Below are 16,176 nucleotides of genomic sequence, written 5' to 3'. Positions count from 1 at the left end.
CGCACCCCCGTGCCGGCGGCCGGGGGACCGCTGCCCGGTCCCCCGACCGCCACCCTCCGCCCCCGGCGGACCCGCTCGGCGGTGCGGCTATCGTGCACGGGTGCACGAGGCGGCCCGGGACCCCGGGGCCAGGGCACGTGAGGGGAGCTCCAGGTGATCGGACGGGCGCTGAACGGGCGTTACGAACTCGTCGGGATACTCGGCGTCGGCGGCATGGCGACCGTCTGGCGCGGGGTGGACCGGGTGCTGGGCCGTCAGGTGGCCGTCAAGGTCCTCAACGGCGGCCTCGCCGACGACCCCCGCTTCGCCGAGCGCTTCAGCCGCGAGGCCCAGCACGCGGCCATGCTGGTGCACCCGAGGATCGTCATGGTCTTCGACTCGGGCGTGGACCAGGGCACCCCGTTCATCGTCATGGAGCTGGTCACCGGCCGTTCGCTGGCCGCCCTGCTGGCGGAGCAGCAGGTCCTGCCGGTGGAGCGCGCGGTCGGCATCGCGGCGGCGGTCTGCGAGGCGCTGTCGGTCGCGCACGCGGCCGGGCTGGTGCACCGGGACATCAAGCCCGGAAACATCATGATCACCGACGACGGCGGGGTGAAGGTCGTCGACTTCGGCATCGCCCGGGCCGGCTCCTCCAGCAACCTGACCCAGACCGCGAGCGTGCTCGGCACGGCCGCCTACCTCTCGCCCGAGCAGGCCACCGCCTCGGCGCTGGACGGCCGGACCGACCTGTACGCGGTCGGCTGCGTGCTCACCGAGATGCTCACCGGCGCGACCCCGTTCACCGCCGAGACCCCGGTGGCGATCGCCTTCAAGCACGTCAGCGAGCAGCCGCTGCCGCCCTCCGTCCGGCGCCCCGGCCTGCCGCCCGCGCTGGACGCGGCGGTGCTGCGGCTGCTGGCCAAGAACCCGGCGGACCGCCCGGCCGACGCGGCCGCCGCCCGGGCCGAACTCCTTGGCACGGTACCGGGACTGATGGTCGGGGACCCGACGGCGGAACTGCTCGCGAACACCGCCGGCGCCGCCACCCAGCTGCTGCCGCCCGTGCCCTTCTCCCCGCCGTCGAACCAGCCGAACCAGCTGAGCCAGCCGAACCAGCTGGGCCAGCCGGACCAGCAGCACACCACCCTGCTGCCGCCCCAACCCCCGGCCGCCACCTCGGTGATGGCGCCCATTCCCGGCCCGGTCCCCGCCCCGATGCGCGCCCCGGCGCCCGCCCCCGCCGCCAGGCCCGCGCCCGCCCGAGGCCGCCGAAAGCCGCTGGTGCTCGGGGCGTTGGGCGTGGCGGGCCTGGCCGGTGTCACGGCGCTGGCCCTGACCGCCTTCGACGAGCCGGCCGGCAACGCGGCCGCCGCCAAACCGGCCGCGGCCACCGCCCCCACCACCCCCGCCGGTTCGGCCGCGACGCCCACCCAGAAGGCCTCCCCGACCGCGACCTCGGCGGCCCCCACCACCCCCTCGGCGCCCCCGTCCGCGCCCCCGGCCCCCACCCAGGCCGTCCCGCGCAACCAGCCCGCCGCGCTGCAGATCCAGGCCTTCCGCCAGGCCGTCGCCCAGGCCCAGGTCGGCAAGGAGCGGGACAAGCAGGCGGAGCTGCTCAGGATCCTCGACACCACCGCCGCCCGCCTCAACGAGGGCAACCCGGACGACGCCGCGCAGGAGCTCAAGGACGCCCAGAAGGTGATCCGGGACATGGGCAAGAAGCACGCCGTCGACGTCCCCACCTACGCCAACTGGAACGCCCGCCTCTCCGCCCTGTACGCCACCCTCCACACCACCGCCGACTTCCAGGACGACTGACGGGCCGCCACGATGGCGGTGTGCCGACGCTCGGTACCGCCGCCCTCGGCGCCGAGCGCGTCGACTGGAAGCGCTACCCCGAGGACCCGGACTTCGTGGTCCCGGCCGACACCGAGGGCAATCGCTTCCGCGTGATCGACGCCAGCCGATCCTGAGCCCACAGCGTTGTCCACAGCCTGTGGACAACGCTGTGGCAACTGGTCCGTACGTCGGGCCGGTTCAGCCCCGCTCGCGGATCCTGCGTTCGACGTTGCCGCGGATCGCCCGGGAGGCCGTTCCGGCGGCCGCCGCCAGGAAGACGAAGTTGTACCCGATCTGGAGCACCACCACGAGCCGTGCCGTCTGCCCGGCCGGGGTGATGTCGCCGTAGCCCACCGTCGCCATCGTCACGACGGTGAAGTAGAGCGCGTCCAGCCGGGTCTCCAGTCCGGCGAACTCCGCCTTGTGGGCGCCCAGGACGTAGTACGTGGCGGCGAAGATGGTCAGCGCCAGGAAGATCAGGAAGGCCAGCCAGAGCACCGGCTGCCTGGCCGTCCCCCGCATCACCCCGACGATCTTGGCGAGCATCAGCCAGGTCAGCCCGACCAGCGCCCCCGCGAACACCAGCCAGCTCAGCAGCGGCCGGCGCTCGCCCAGCAACTGCAGCGGCAGCAGGAAGTACCCGAGCATCAGCAGCGTGGACGCGCCGAGCAGCCAGGACCAGGCCCGCAGGTCGGCGGGCGGCGGCAGCGGGTTCTCGGACATCCCGCTCAGCCTCGGCCACCGCACCCTCCGGCGCGCGTCGGACTGCTCCGCTCAGGCCAAGCCCGGTGCCCGGGCGGGCCGGCCCGCTCAGGCCGGGGCCCGGGTTCCTTCCCCGGGCCGCCCCGGCTCGTCCAGCAGCTCCAGCACCGCCAGGACGGCGACCAGCCCGAGCGCCAGACAGAGCGTCACCAGCACCGTCGGGTAGCTCCACAGGACGAAGGCCAGCGCCGCGAGCACCACCGCCAGCCAGCCCAGCGGGGCCTTCCAGCGGTGGACGAACCGGCCGACCGGCCCGAGCCGCAGCCCGGACCGTCCGGCCACCCGCCGTACCGCGCCCAGTCCGGCGCGCCAGCCGCCCCGGACGGCGCGTGCCCAGCGCCCGGGGCCGATGACCCAGGCGCCGAGCGCGACCAGCAGCCCGAGGGTGACCACCACCCGGACGGCCGAGCGCAGGTACCGCACCAGGGTGTCGTACACCGCCTGGGCGACGGCCTGGTCGACGTCGGCGGGGAGCCGGTCCAGGTAGACGGCCCGGAACACGCTCAGCCCGATGCCCAGCAGCAGCGCACCGCCCGCCATGCCGAGGGCCGTCGTCACCACCGCCTGGCGTCGCCGGGCCGCGAGCAGCACCCCGCCGAGCGCGCAGACGCCGGCCAGCACCGGGACCCAGAAGCCGGCCAGGTCCAGGACCCGCAGGGCGGTGCGGACCTTGGGGATGGCGTCGGACTGCACCAGCGGGTACGAGGTGTGGATCTCCGGGATCCGGGAGGCCAGCGGGACGCCCTGGTCGACCAGCGCGGACTTCACCCGGGCGATCACCGGGGCGAGGTCCAGCACCACGGTGTCGTTGCGGACCTCGACGGCGCCGCCGCCCTGTCCGGTCACCATCTTCTCCAAGGCGGCGTGCGCGTTCCGGTTGACCTCCGTCCAGAGGGCGACGAAGGCGTCGCTGTCCACGAGCCGGGCGACCTGGGTGTGGACGAGGCCGCTGAGTCCGTCGGTCAGGGCCTGGCCGATGCCGCCCAGCAGGGCGCCGAGCTGGGGCCGGTCGGCCGGGGCGAGGCCGTCGAGCAGCGAGTCGAGCGGGAGCTGCTTCACGATCTCGGCGGTCACCCGGTCGGTGACGGCCGTCTTGATCCGGGGGTCCCTGGCCAGCGGGGCCATCGTCGCGAGGTAGCGGTCGGTGTCGCTGATCTGGGACCTCGCCCAGAAGGCGAGGGCGCTGAGCGGGGTGAGCACGCAGGCCAGCACGATCAGCAGGGCGGCGAGGAAGGAGCGCACCCGGTGCCGGGGCGGCGGACGGTCCGTCGGGTGCGGCGCCGGGCCGGTCGCCAACTGTCGGGCGAGCCGTGCCTCCTGGGCCTCGACGGCGCTCAGCCGGGCCCGCAGCTCGGCCAGCTCGTCGCCGGGCCGGTCGGTCGGCATGCCGGGACTCCGTTCCTCCGGGGGTGCAATCCAGGAGACAACGGATCAGATCGGACGGCCAGTCGGGAGGCGCGGTGGCGCGAACGGCCCCGCGACCAGCCCCTGTGCGGGCCCGCGACCAGCCGCTGAGCGGCCCCGCGAACGGCCCGGAACGGCGGAAAGCCCCTGGTGGGGTCACCAGGGGCTTTCCGGAGGAGAAGAGGAGGATCAGGCGGTCGTCTCGGGCCGCTTGGTCTCGGTGGCCTTGGTCACGTTGGTCGGCGTGACGGCCGGGCGGTCGGCGCTCTGCTGGGGAGCGGCGGTGCTCTGCGCGGTACCGGCGGCAGCGGCGTCCGCCGGGGTGTCGTCCTCGCGCATGGCCTTCGTCTCGGCCTTCAGGATGCGCATGGACTTGCCCAGACCGCGGGCCATCTCGGGCAGCTTCTTCGATCCGAACAGCAGGATGACGACCGCCAGCACCACGAGAATGTGCCAGGGCTCAAGACCGTTCCGCAGCATCCCTGGCCACCGGTCCCTTCTTGTCTAGAGTCGTGGCGGGCGCCAGCGCCCGTGTTGGCCAGTATGCCTGGCCATGACGGAGAACGGATACACCAGCTGGGAAACGCTGGCCAAAAACCAGGTGCCGTTCGAGCGGATCGCGAGCGCCGCGCCGTCCACCTGGCCGAATGCGGGTGCCGAAGCTCACACCCGCCGACCGCTCCGCTCCGATCGGTATCCGATCAGTAGATGAACGGCACCAGACGCTTCGACACCCGGCGGTACTCCGCGTACTCGCTCCCGAGGGCGTCCAGCAGCAGGCGCTCCTCGGCGGAGATCCGCCAGCCGTACGCGGCGAGCAGCAGGGCCGCGACCACCAGGGCGGCGGCCCAGCTGCCGGTGCCGACCGCGTAGCCGACCCAGACCAGCAGGCTGCCGGCGTAGCCGGGGTGCCGGATCAGCCGGTACGGGCCGGTGCGGACCACGCGCTGGGTGTCCACGGTGCGCAGGGTGCGGGTGTAGTAGCGGCCCAGGGTGCGCATGCCCCAGGCCCGCAGCGCCAGCCCGGCGGCCACCGCGGCCACCCCGAACCAGCGGGCCCAGGTGGGCAGTTCGCCGACCGCGGCGCGGTCGAACAGCACCACGGCCAGGACGGAGAGGGCGTAGCAGCCGAGCAGCAGCCGGGTCGACCCGCGGTCGCCGCGGTCGGCGTGCCAGCTGCCGGCGGAGGCGTCCTCGCGCCGGCGCAGCAGCAGCTCGTAGGCGATCCAGCAGAGGAGGCCGAGGAGGGAGAGGAGGGCGGGAAGGGACATGAGGGGCTCCCGGCGGTCGGGTCCGAGGTGTGCCTCCACGGTCCTCCCCGGCGGGCGGCCGGGGCACGCACCCGGGGGTGGACCCACCGTGGTCCACCCCCGGGTGGAGGTCCGGCGCGGGCGGCACGCGGGGATCGGCGCCCGGTGCGGGGTTCGGAGCGCGGAACGGCGGAGAGCCCCCGCCCGGGTGGGCGGGGGCTCTCGATGACTCGCGTGGATCGGGCTGGCCGGGTCAGGCGGTGACGGGCTCCGGGGCGGGGGCGGGGGCGGCGGCCGGGAGGTGGCGCATCAGGCGGTAGGCCAGGGCCGCGGCGCCCAGGGCGAAGAGCAGGCCGACCACGGCGGCGACGTGCAGGCCGTCGGTGAAGGCGGTGCGGGCGGTCTCCAGCAGGTCGGCGCCGAGCCGGTCGGGCAGGTGGGCGGCGACGGTGGCCGCGCCGCCGAGGGTGTCCTGGGCGGTCCGGGCGGCCTCGCCGTCGACGCCGGCCGGGAGGGCGCCGTCCAGCCGGTGGTGGTAGACGGCGGCGCCGGCCGCGCCGAGCAGGGCGATGCCGAGGGAGCTGCCGAGTTCGACGGCGGTCTCGGAGGTGGCGGAGGCGGCGCCGGCCTGCTCGACCGGGGCGGCGGAGACGACCATCTCGGCGGTCATCGTCATGGTGCCGACCGTCCCGGCGGCCAGCACGCCGGCCGCGGTGAGGACGAGTGTCAGCGGGGAGTGCGGGCCGACCTGGGTCATCATCGCGAAGCCCGCCGAGCCGACCAGGAAGCCGCCGCCCATCAGCACCGCCGGGCGGACCCGGCCGGCCAGCGCCGAGCTGACGCCGACCGCCGCGCCGACGCCCAGGCTCGGTACCAGCGACCAGAGCGAGGCGGTCAGCGGGCTCATGCCCTTGACCAGCTGGAGGTACTGGGAGGTGAAGAGGGCGAAGCCCATCATCGCGAACATCGCGATGCTGTTGACGCTGATCGCGCCGCTGAAGGTGCGGATCCGGAACAGGCCGAGGTCGAGCAGCGGGTTCGCGGCGGTGCGCTGGCGCTGGACGAAGGCGCCGGCCAGCAGCAGTCCGGCGACGACGGCGAGCCCGGGCAGGAGGCTCCAGCCCTCGACGGCGATCGTCTTGACGCCGTAGACCAGCGGCAGGATCGCGGCCAGCGACAGCGCGGCGCCGAGCAGGTCGAAGCGGCCGGTGCGGCGGGTGGAGCGGTACTCGGGGAGCAGGACGGGCGCGGTCAGCAGCACCAGGGCCATGACCGGGACGGCGAGCAGGAAGGCCGAGCCCCACCAGAAGTGCTCCAGCAGCAGGCCGCCGGCGACCGGGCCGAGGGTGGCCCCGGCGGTGAGGATGCCGCCCCAGGCGCCGAGCGCGATCTGCCGCTGCCTGGGGTCGTGGAACATCGTGCGGATCAGCGCGAGGGTCGAGGGCATCACGGTGGCCCCGGCGGCGCCGAGCACGGCGCGGGCCGCGATGAGCTGGCCGGCGTCGTGCGACCAGGCGGCCAGCAGCGAGGCGCCCGCGAAGCCGGCGGCGCCGATCATCAGCAGCCGGCGGCGGCCGATCCGGTCGCCCAGCGCGCCCATCGTGATGAGCAGCCCGGCCAGCAGGAACGAGTACATGTCCATGATCCACAGCTGCTGGGTGCCGCTCGGCGCCAGCGTGGTGGAGATGTACGGGACGGCGAAGAAGAGCACGCCCATGTCCATGGTGAGGACGAGGGTCGGGAGCAGGAGGACGGCCAGGCCGATCCATTCGCGACGGCCTGCGCGGCCGGTGGTTGCGGTCATGGGGAAGACGGTACGGATGTGTCAGACGCCTGTCTAGTACGAATGTGCAAGACATCTGTTCAGTTCTTCCGTAGGATCGGGGCATGGGAAACCGCGAAGACCTGATGGCCGGCGCCAAGCGCTGCCTGTACGAGAAGGGCTACGGGCGCACCACCGCCCGTGACATCGCGACCGCCTCCGGCGTCAGCCTGGCCGCGATCGGCTACCACTTCGGCTCGAAGGAGACGCTGCTCAACGCGGCGATGATCGAGGCGATCGGGGAGATGGGGGAGGCGCTCGGCGCGGTGGTGATCGCCGCCAACCAGGTGTCGGACGACCCGGAGGTGCGCTTCGCGGCCGTCTGGGACGGGCTGCGGGACGTCTTCGTCGAGCACCGCGGGCTCTGGGCGGCCCAGTTCGAGGCGCTCGCCCAGGCCGGGCACGCCCCCGAGCTGGCGCAGGCCTTCGCGGCGGCGCAGAAGGAGGGCCGGCTCGGCCTCGCCGCGGTGTTCCGGGGGCTGCCCGAGGTGCCGGACACCGAGGAGGAGGTCGCCCTCGGGAGCTTCTACCAGACCCTGCTGGCCGGTTACTGCGCCCAGTGGCTGGCCGCGCCCGAACTCGCGCCCAGCGGGCAGGACTTCCTGCGCGGGCTGCGGCTGGTCAGCGACAGTGTGTTCAACCCCGTGCGGCCGTAGGGAACGTCCCGCCCGTGGGGTGCGCCCCGCCCGTGGGGAGCGCCCCGCGCGCCCGTAGCGGGTGTTCCGCCGCCCGCTACGCGGTGACGGCGGTCAGCAGCACCACCGAGTCGACGTGCGCCAGCAGCCCGTGCCGCTCCTGCGGGACGGGCTCCAGGCGGCCGGCCGCCAGTTCCAGCCGCCGGCCGGCGATGGTCAGCGAGACCCGGCCGCGCAGCACCTGGACGCTGCCCGCGGTGGGCGGGTTGTGCTCGTCCAGCGCGGTGCCCGCGGTCAGCGCGATCACGGTCTGCCGCAGGATCCCGTCGTGCAGGACCAGGTGGGCGCTGCGCCCGTGCGGGCTCTCGGCCGCCCGGGCGGCGTGCTCCACGGCGAGCTGTTCGAGATCGGGCATCGCGCCTCCTCCTCGCTCCGGGCGCACTCCGTGTGCCCAGGGTCGCGGACGCCCGGGGGCCCCGCACCCGGAAGCGCTCCGCACCCCGGAAGGGCCCCGCGCCCCGGAGCGGCCCGAGGTGCAGCCCCCGCCGACTGCCCGCATCGTGGAGGCATGGCGACCAACCAGATCTTCAACGGGCTTCAGGTCAACCGCTCGCTGCTGGCCGGCGGCGTGGTGCTCACCGGCGTCGGATCGCTGCTCGGCGCGGCCGGCGCGGCGATGGTGTGCGCCGCGCTGTTCACCGCCGGCCGCGGCTGGCTGCGGAGCCTGGAGACCGCTCCGACCGCGCTCGCCCAGCGGGCCCTGCACGACGCGAAGGTGGCGTCCTCGGCCGGCTGGGACGCCTGGCGCGCCCAGCACGGCTCGCCCAACTGAGCCGGTACGGCTGTCGGTCCGGCTGCGGCGGGTCACGCCTCCGGGCGGCCCGCCGCACCCGGCCCGAACGGCCCGGGCGACCCGAACGGCCCTACAGCCCGAGCGACTTGGCGATGATGCTGCGCATGACCTCGCTGGTGCCGCCGTAGATCCGGAACACCCGGTTGTCGGTGTAGAGCCGGGCGATCGGGTACTCCAGGATGTAGCCGTAACCGCCGTGCAGCTGGAGGCACTTGTCGATCACGGTGGAGGCCGACTCGGTGCAGAACAGCTTCGCCGCGGCCGCGTCCGCGACGGTCAGCTCGCCGTCCTGGTACAGCTCCAGCGCCCGGTCCACCATCGACTGCTGCGCCACCACCTGGGCCTCGCAGTCGGCCAGGGTGAACTTGGTGTTCTGGAACTCGGCCACCGCCTTGCCGAACACCTTGCGGTCCTTGACGTACTGCACCGCGAACCGCACCGCCGCCGCGGACGCCGCGTAGGCGCCGACGGCGATCGCCAGCCGCTCCTGCACCAGGTTGTGGGTCAGGTAGGAGAACGCCCGGCCCTCCTCGCCGAGCAGGTTCTCCACCGGCACCCGGACGTCGCTGAACGCCAGCTCGGCGGTGTCCGAGGTGCGCAGGCCGATCTTCTGGAGCTTGCGGCCGACGGTGTAGCCCGCGGAGGAGGTGTCCACGCAGAGGATGGACAGCCCGGCCCGGCGGTTCTCCGGGTCGTACGGGGCGGTGCGGCAGACCACCAGGACGAGGTCGGCCAGCACGCCGCCGGTGATGAAGGTCTTGGCGCCGTTCAGGACGTAGTGGGTGCCGTCCTCGGAGAGCCGCGCGGTGGTGGTGATGCCCGCGAGGTCGGAGCCGGCGCCCGGCTCGGTCATCGCGATCGCGGTCATGATGTCGCCGGAGACGAAGCCGGGCAGCCAGCGCCGCTTCTGCTCCTCGGTGGCGTACTCCAGCAGGTACGGCAGCACCAGGCCGGTGTGCACGCCCGAGGAGCCGAAGCTGACGCCCGCCCGGGCGGTCTCCTCGGCGACCACCGCCTGGTACTTGAACCCGCTCTCGCCCGCGCCGCCGTACTCCTCCGGCACCTCGATGCCGTAGACGCCGAGCGCGCCGAGCTGCCGGTAGAAGTCGCGCGGCGGGTGGCCCTCGGCCTCCCAGCTCTCGTAGACCGGGACGACCTCGTTGGCGATGAAGTCCCGGATGGTCTCCCGGAAGGCCTCGTGGTCCTCGTTGAACACGGTGCGGCGCACGGCGGCGCTCCCTTCGACGGCACCGGCCGGGGCTGCCGGCCGGGGCGGAACGTGCCTGGTGATGGCCCCACAAGTTAATCCGGGGTAGCTTCGACTGTCCAGCGTCCGAAGGCTATTGGAGCACGGGCGGCGGGGGCGGCAAGTGAATCCTTGCTAGCCTGCTGGGAGTGTCCGGGGAGACGGCGGGGAGGCGTGTCATGGTGGTCCGACGGCCGCCCGGGCGGCGCGCCCAGATCCTGGCCGTGGCCGCCGACCGCTTCCACCGCAGCGGCTACCACCAGGTCTCGATGACCGAGGTCGCCGCCGGTGTCGGCATCACCGCGCCCGCGCTCTACCGACACTTCCGCGGCAAGCCCGAACTGCTCGACCGCGCCGTCCGGTTGGGCCTGGACGCGCTCGCCGAGGGCCTGCGCCCGGCCCGCACCACCGCCGACTTCGGAGCCGCGCTGGCCGCCGTCGCGGTCGGCCACCGTGCGCTCGGCACCCTGGTGCAGCGCGACGCCCGGCTGCTGCCGCCGGCCCGGCGGGCGGCGCTGCGCCGCGAGCTGCGCGCGGACGTCGCCCTGATGGTCGCCGTGTTGCGCGCGGAACGGCCGGAACTCGCCGTCGGCGACGCCGAGTTGCTCTGCTGGTCGGCGCTCTCGGCCTGCGCCGGGCTCTCCTACCAGTCGGCGGCGCCGCAGCCCCGACGGGCCGAGGCGCTGCTGCGCGAGGTGGTCGCGGCCGTCCTCGCGGTCTCCCCGGGCGGTACGGCCGCGGGGCCCGCCGCCGTGGCCGGGCCGCGGCCGACGCCGGAGCCCGGGGCGCGGGCGCGCCGGGAGGAACTGCTCGCGGCGGCCGTACGGCTGTTCCACCAGCGCGGCTTCGACAACGTCAGCACCGACCAGCTCGGCGCCGCCGTCGGCATCTCCGGCCCCAGTGTGTACCGGCACTTCGACAGCAAGGCCGAGCTGCTCGCCGCCTCGCTGGTGCGCAGCCGCGAGCGGCTCTGGCACGAGGTGGACGGCGCGATCGCGGCCGCCGCCGGGCCCGGGGCGGCGCTCGACGCCGGGCTGGGCGCGTACGTCGACTTCGCGCTGCGCAACGGGGACTACCTGGGCGCGATGCTCAGCGAGACGGAGCGGCTGGCCCCGCCCGACCGCCGGGCCGCGGTGGACTTCCGGCGGGACTTCCTGCGCACCTGGGTCGGACTGCTGCGGCAGGTGCGTCCCGGGTACGACGCGGCGGCCGCCCGGATCCGGGTGCACGCGCTGTTCGCGCTGGTCAACGACGGGGTGCGGAACCGTCCGCACAACGCCCGGCCGGACCTCGGGGACTGCCTGCTGCGGCTCGGCCGGGCGGTGCTGGGGCTCTCCTGACCGAGGCTCCCCCGGGGCGAGTCGGCGGCGGGGCCTAGTAGAGGACGTGCGGGTAGTAGACCTGCGCGTCGACGCCGCGGTCGCGCCGGGGAGCGTCGCTCCGGAGGGACTTGTGCTGGACGGTGTTGCCCTGGTCGGCGCTGACCGTCCCGCCGTTGCCCGTCACCGCGACGCCGTTGTTCTGGTTGCCCGCACCCGAACCGGTGGCCGTCTGCTGGGTGTTGACCACGTTGCCGTGGACGGTGCCGATGATGTTGCCGGAGCCGGAGTCGCTCACCACGCTGCCGTTGGAACGGTTGCCCGCACCGGCGCCGGAGCCGCTGTCGGCGTGCGCGGTGGCGGCACCGAGGCCGACGAGGAGGAGTGCCCCGAGGGCGGTGACGGCGGCGGCTGCGCGAATACGGGACACGCTGGTCTCCCTGGCGAGAAGCGAATGGTGGTGCCGCCCGGAGCGGCCGCCCCGGGGCGCCGGGACGTGGCGTCGCGCCTTCAGCATTCACCAGTGGGGTGGACGAACTCCACCGAACGGGTGGCAATTCCCCCGATGGTGGAGGGGTGGTCAATTCGACGTTGTCGAAGTTGACCGCATTCCGTCATTCCATCGGGAAGGCGTCAAGAAGAAAGAAATGGTCGCCAGATAGTCGCACTGGCACACTGAGGACCCATGTCTGATGGTGCCCCGCCCGAGTTCACCCCCGCCGAGGAGCTGCGCACGACCGAGGTCGATCTCGGCGGCCTGGTGAACGTCCTCGCCACCCACCTCTACTCCACCCCGCTGGTCGCCCTGCGCGAACTCGTCCAGAACGCCCACGACTCGCACACCCGCCGGCTCCTGGAGGACCCGGACGGCGACCACCGCCCGCTGATCCGGGTGCGCGCCGACGCCGCCCGGCGGACCGTCGCCATCGAGGACACCGGCGCCGGCCTCACCGAACCCGAGATCCACTCCTACCTGGCCACCGTCGGCACCGGCTACACCCGGATGCTGCGCGAACTGACCGGCAACCAGGAGCTGATCGGCGCCTTCGGCCTGGGCTTCCTCTCCGCCTTCTCGGTCGCCGACGAGGTCACCGTCACCACCACCTCGCACCGCGAGCCGGGGCTCGGCCACCGCTACCGCAGCCGCGGCGGCGAGCAGTACCAGGTCGAGCCGGTGCCCGCCCGGCCCCGGCCGGGCACGGTGGTCGAGCTGGCGCTCAAGGCCGAGCACGGCCACCTCGCCGACGAGGACGTCCTGCGCGACGTGCTCGGCCGCTACTGCGTGCTGCTGTCGGTCCCGGTGCACGTCGGCGAGGACGAGCGGCCGGTCAACTCCGTCGAGGTGCCCTGGCGCGGGCGTCCGGAAGGCGACCCGTACGCCGCCCGGATGCGCTTCGCCGCCGCCTTCGGCCGCCGCTTCGAGCCGCTCACCGCCTTCCCGGTCGAGCCGGTCGAGGGCGCCACCGACGCGGTCGGCCTGCTCTGGGTCCAGGACGGCGGCAGCTACGGCAGCAGCGACAACCGCGACCTCGCCGTCTACCTGCGCGGCATGCTGCTCGCCGAGGACGCCCGCGACCTGCTGCCCCGCTGGGCCGGGTTCATCGGCGGCGTGGTCGAGTCCGACCGGCTCACCCCCACCGCCAGCCGCGAGGACCTCCAGCGCGACGAGCACTACCACGCGCTCCGGAAGGCCCTCGCCGACGCCATCGTGGACGGCCTGTACGAGACCGCCCGGCTGCGGCCCGCCGCCTGGCGCCGCATCCTCACCCGGCACGGCAACGACCTGCTCGGCGCCGCGCTCTGCGACGAGCGGCTGTTCACCCTGCTCGCCGACGACGTCCCGGTGCCCACCTCCCAGGGCGACCTCACGGCCGGCGCGCTGCGCGCGGCGGGCGGCGGCGCGGTGCACGTCGCGCTCGGCAGCGGCGGCGGCTTCGAGGAGATGCTGTACCGGGCGATGCGGGTGCCGATCGCGCGCGGCGACCGCTACGCCGTCCTGCCGTTCCTGCACCGCTACGCCGAACTGCGCGGCTGCCGGGTGGTCGAGCTGGGCAGCGAACGCGGCAACCGCGAGCTGTTCCGCGACCCGGAGCGCCCGCTGCCGGAGCACGAGGCGGCCTGGCTGGCCGGCGCCCTCGCCGACCCGGGCGAGCAGCTCGTCCCGGCCCGCTTCGACCCGCCCGGCCTGCCGCTGGTGCTGGTGCCGGACCGCGAGGCCGAGCTGAAGGCCCGGATCGAGGACGACCAGGCGGACGCCCGGATACCGTCCGCCGCCCTGCGGCTGGCCCGCGCCTTCACCGCCCGCACCGACGGCGGGGTCCGGGCCCGGCTCTACCTCAACCTGGCCAGCCCGGCGGTCCGGGACCTGCTCGCCGCCTACCGCGCCGGGCACACCGGCAGCGCGACCGCGGCCGGGCTGCTCCGCTCGATCAAGGTGATCATGGCCGCGGCCTCGTCCGGCCCGTCCGAGGGCGACCTCACCGCCGCGCTGGCCGGCATCGGCACCGCGGTCTCCGCGCTGACCGCCGCCGTCCCGGCCGGGCTGCCGGAGGTCCCGGACAGCCCCGGCGCGCTCACGGAGGAGCCGTGACGGACGGACTGTCAGTGGGGTGCGGTAGACAACTCATCAGCACGACGCAGGGGGAACAGCCATGACCACCGACATCTGGGCCTGGGTGCGGGACACCCACCGGCAGCTGGCCGAGGCCGGCCACCACCGGCTGGCCGACGCCATCGTCGAGCTGCCCGAGCACGCCACCGAGGGGCGCAACGAGCAGCTGGACGCGCTCTACCCGGAGGCGGTGGCCGCCGCCCGGGCGCTCGGCCTGCCCTGGGTCGAGGTCTACCTGCGGCACTGGCGGATGCAGAACCTGCTGAACAAGCGCCAGCAGGGCGAGGCGGTGCTGCCCGAGGCGGTCGACCTGCTGGAGTTCGCCCACCGGGAGGACACCGAGGACTGCCCGCAGTCCGTCTGCGTGGTGCAGGACTTCGCGATCTGCCACGCCCGGGTCGACGGGCCGGGGTACGTGGCCGAGCGCCTCGCCGTGGTCGGCGAGACGCTCGACCGGATCGAGCCCGACCGGGCCTGCTACGACTGCCTCTCCCGCGAGTACTCCGACGCCCTGGAGGACGACGGCCGGGCGGCCGAGGCGCTGGACCACCTGGACTCCGCGGCCAACCGGATGCGGGCGGCCGGCCAGCCGGTCTCGCTCCGCTTCCACCAGGCCCGGGCCGGCACCCTGCACCTGCTGGGCCGGCACGAGGAGGTGCTGGAGCTGCTGGCGACGGCCGAGCGGGCCGAGCAGACGCAGGGCCGTCGGCTGGACGAGCGGGACCAGCGCTGGGGCGCCCTGCTGCGGGCCCGCGCGCTCGCCGCGCTCGGCCGCGCCGAGGAGTCGCTCGCCCTGCTGCCCGAGCGGGCCGAGGCCGAACGCCACGCCGACCTGCGCGGTACCTGGGCGGAGACGGCCGAGCTGCTGGTCGCGGCCGGCGCCCGGGAGAACGACGCCGAGCTGGGCGCCGTCCTGGCCGGCTGGGTCGGCTACCTGGACGGCGTCGGCGCGCACCGCCCCTGTGTGGACCTGCTGCTGGCGGCGGGCCGGCTCGCGCTCGCCCGCGGCGCCCGCACGGTGGCCCTGACCCTCGCCGCGACCGGAGAGCGCAAGCTCACCCGGCTGCGGCGCACCGACGGCGTGTCGGAGCAGGTCGCGGCCCTGCGCGCGGCCGCCGAGGCACTGCCGGAGCCCGAGCTGCCCGTCCCGCCGGGCGAGCTGGCGGCGCACCTGGCCGAGGTCGGGGTGCCCTACGAGACCGGCGCCGACCTGCTCTCCGTCGCCCTGGACCGGTACCGGGGTGAGCAGGCCGGCGCCACCGAACTGGCGGTGCTCCTGGCCACCGTGCTGGGCGGCCTCGGCCACGCCCGCGCCGCGGCCGACCTGCTGTGGCGGCACCTGGAGGACGACCCGGCCGACCGCGAGCTGACCGGCGCGCTCGGCGAGATGCTGATCGACGCCCGGGACGCCGAGGGCATACGCCGCCTCGCCGACCGGGTGGCCGTCACCGCCCCGGCCGACGGGCACTGGATACGGGCCCGCTGGGCCGCCGCCGAGGGCCGCTGGGCCGAGGCGCTGGAGCGGTGCCAGGAGATCCTGGCGCTGGACGACGAGGTGCTCAACACCCGCCGCCTCGCCGCCCACGCCGCCACCGAACTGGGCGACCACGCCACCGCCCAGCGGATGTACCTGGAGCTGCTGGAGCGCGCGGCGCCGGCCGACGGCGCCGCCGAGGAGGAGGACGGCCACCGGACGGTCCAGGAGCCGGACCTCTGGCACCTGATCACCGCCGCCACCGCCAACCGGGACTGGGCCGTGGTCCGCTCCACCGGCGCGCTGCTCGACATCGAGTTCGACGAGCCCGAGGGCCCGGTGGACGAGGAGTGGCAGCTGGTCACCGTCCGCGCCACCCGCACCAACGGCGCGACGTCCGACCTGCCCGCGCTCCGGACGGGCCCGGCCACCGCCCGCATCCTGCCGGTGCTCGGCGACGACCTGACGCTCAACCACGGCGACGTGGTGGTCTTCGCCCCGGCCCTGCTGGAGCGCCCGCCGGCCGAGGACGCCCCCGAGGAGGAGCGGCAGCGCTGGCGCCCGGTGTTCGAGCTGCTCACCCTGCTCGACCCGGCCGGGTACACCACGTACTGGATCGACGGCGGCTGGCCCGGCGACGAGCCGTGGTCGGCGCTGCGCGAGGAGCTGCACGAGGCCGGGTGCGCGGTCTGGGTGTACAGCGGCGACGAGTACCGGATCACCGACCCGGCGGAGGGCGGCGACACCCTGCCCGGCGTCTACGCGGCCCTCGGCGTGCCGCCGACCGCCTCGGCCGCCGAGGCCGACGCCCTGCTGCTGCGGCTGACCGGCGGCTGGGCGCACCCGCTCGCCTGGCCGGAGCTGGCCAAGGCGGCCGGCGCGGACCTCGCCCGGCACGAGGAGACGGTCGAGCGCTACGGGCTCTGACCGCCCCCGACCGTACGGCCCCGGCGGGCCGGCCCTCCCGGGCCCCCGCCGGGGC

Annotated in this window: 15 protein-coding genes; 7 read left to right on the top strand and 8 right to left on the bottom strand. The window is 74.9% G+C overall.

Annotated features, from left to right (window positions below; translation table 11 throughout):
- Window positions 1-153: 153 nt before the first annotated feature.
- Together ACFRQN_RS34265 and ACFRQN_RS34260 are read left to right on the top strand one after the other, a co-directional pair.
- Entirely contained in the window at window positions 154-1,797 is a 1,644-nt protein-coding gene (locus ACFRQN_RS34265; protein ID WP_380744328.1) for a protein kinase, read from the top strand.
- A 20-nt stretch (window positions 1,798-1,817) separates the two neighbouring features.
- Window positions 1,818-1,952 carry a hypothetical protein gene (locus ACFRQN_RS34260; protein WP_380744326.1) on the top strand — a complete coding sequence of 45 codons (135 nt, stop codon included), beginning with the start codon at window positions 1,818-1,820 and terminating at the stop codon, window positions 1,950-1,952.
- A gap of 64 nt (window positions 1,953-2,016) precedes the next feature.
- On the opposite strand, the gene ACFRQN_RS34255 is transcribed toward ACFRQN_RS34260, so the two are convergent.
- The 5 genes from ACFRQN_RS34255 to ACFRQN_RS34235 form a co-directional block, all read right to left on the bottom strand.
- Window positions 2,017-2,541 carry an ion channel gene (locus tag ACFRQN_RS34255; RefSeq protein ID WP_053112473.1) on the bottom strand — a complete coding sequence of 175 codons (525 nt, stop codon included), beginning with the start codon at window positions 2,539-2,541 and terminating at the stop codon, window positions 2,017-2,019.
- An 87-nt stretch (window positions 2,542-2,628) separates the two neighbouring features.
- Window positions 2,629-3,966, bottom strand: coding sequence for a hypothetical protein (locus tag ACFRQN_RS34250; RefSeq protein ID WP_380744324.1), 1,338 nt, complete (start codon window positions 3,964-3,966; stop codon window positions 2,629-2,631).
- 207 nt (window positions 3,967-4,173) lie between these two features.
- Window positions 4,174-4,464, bottom strand: a complete 291-nt coding sequence (tatA, locus tag ACFRQN_RS34245; protein ID WP_049659292.1) for a Sec-independent protein translocase subunit TatA — start codon at window positions 4,462-4,464, stop codon at window positions 4,174-4,176.
- Window positions 4,465-4,685: 221 nt separating this feature from the next.
- Window positions 4,686-5,255, bottom strand: coding sequence for a methyltransferase family protein (locus ACFRQN_RS34240; protein WP_380744322.1), 570 nt, complete (start codon window positions 5,253-5,255; stop codon window positions 4,686-4,688).
- A 232-nt stretch (window positions 5,256-5,487) separates the two neighbouring features.
- Window positions 5,488-7,038 (bottom strand): MFS transporter, encoded by a 1,551-nt coding sequence (locus ACFRQN_RS34235; RefSeq protein WP_380744320.1) that lies wholly within the window; start codon window positions 7,036-7,038, stop codon window positions 5,488-5,490.
- A gap of 83 nt (window positions 7,039-7,121) precedes the next feature.
- Here ACFRQN_RS34235 and ACFRQN_RS34230 point away from each other — a divergent pair, with 83 nt between their 5' ends.
- A complete protein-coding gene (locus ACFRQN_RS34230) occupies window positions 7,122-7,712 on the top strand; it encodes a TetR/AcrR family transcriptional regulator (RefSeq protein ID WP_074001754.1) in 591 nt (196 codons plus the stop codon).
- A gap of 76 nt (window positions 7,713-7,788) precedes the next feature.
- Here ACFRQN_RS34230 and ACFRQN_RS34225 read toward each other — a convergent pair whose 3' ends face one another.
- Complete coding sequence (locus ACFRQN_RS34225; RefSeq protein ID WP_049659213.1) at window positions 7,789-8,106, bottom strand: hypothetical protein; 318 nt, start codon at window positions 8,104-8,106, stop codon at window positions 7,789-7,791.
- Window positions 8,107-8,259: 153 nt separating this feature from the next.
- On the opposite strand from ACFRQN_RS34225, the gene ACFRQN_RS34220 reads away from it, so the two are divergent.
- The gene (locus tag ACFRQN_RS34220) at window positions 8,260-8,523 is read left to right on the top strand and encodes a hypothetical protein (RefSeq protein ID WP_074001753.1); all 264 of its coding nucleotides are present in this window, start codon (window positions 8,260-8,262) and stop codon (window positions 8,521-8,523) included.
- Between the two features lie 91 nt (window positions 8,524-8,614).
- Here ACFRQN_RS34220 and ACFRQN_RS34215 read toward each other — a convergent pair whose 3' ends face one another.
- Window positions 8,615-9,772: an acyl-CoA dehydrogenase family protein gene (locus tag ACFRQN_RS34215; RefSeq protein ID WP_049659211.1), complete on the bottom strand. Its 1,158-nt coding sequence runs from the start codon at window positions 9,770-9,772 to the stop codon at window positions 8,615-8,617.
- Between the two features lie 197 nt (window positions 9,773-9,969).
- Between ACFRQN_RS34215 and ACFRQN_RS34210 the strand changes: the two genes are divergently transcribed.
- Entirely contained in the window at window positions 9,970-11,130 is a 1,161-nt protein-coding gene (locus ACFRQN_RS34210) for a TetR/AcrR family transcriptional regulator (RefSeq protein ID WP_380744317.1), read from the top strand.
- Between the two features lie 34 nt (window positions 11,131-11,164).
- On the opposite strand, the gene ACFRQN_RS34205 is transcribed toward ACFRQN_RS34210, so the two are convergent.
- Window positions 11,165-11,539, bottom strand: a complete 375-nt coding sequence (locus tag ACFRQN_RS34205; RefSeq protein WP_380744315.1) for a hypothetical protein — start codon at window positions 11,537-11,539, stop codon at window positions 11,165-11,167.
- A gap of 255 nt (window positions 11,540-11,794) precedes the next feature.
- On the opposite strand from ACFRQN_RS34205, the gene ACFRQN_RS34200 reads away from it, so the two are divergent.
- Entirely contained in the window at window positions 11,795-13,699 is a 1,905-nt protein-coding gene (locus ACFRQN_RS34200) for an ATP-binding protein (protein ID WP_049659465.1), read from the top strand.
- A 61-nt stretch (window positions 13,700-13,760) separates the two neighbouring features.
- Window positions 13,761-16,121: a hypothetical protein gene (locus ACFRQN_RS34195; RefSeq protein ID WP_380744313.1), complete on the top strand. Its 2,361-nt coding sequence runs from the start codon at window positions 13,761-13,763 to the stop codon at window positions 16,119-16,121.
- Window positions 16,122-16,176 lie beyond the last annotated feature (55 nt).

It is taken from the genome of Kitasatospora sp. NPDC056800 (assembly GCF_042789775.1).
Classification (GTDB): Bacteria; Actinomycetota; Actinomycetes; order Streptomycetales; family Streptomycetaceae; genus Kitasatospora.
This window is presented reverse-complemented; position numbering and strand designations above follow the sequence as displayed.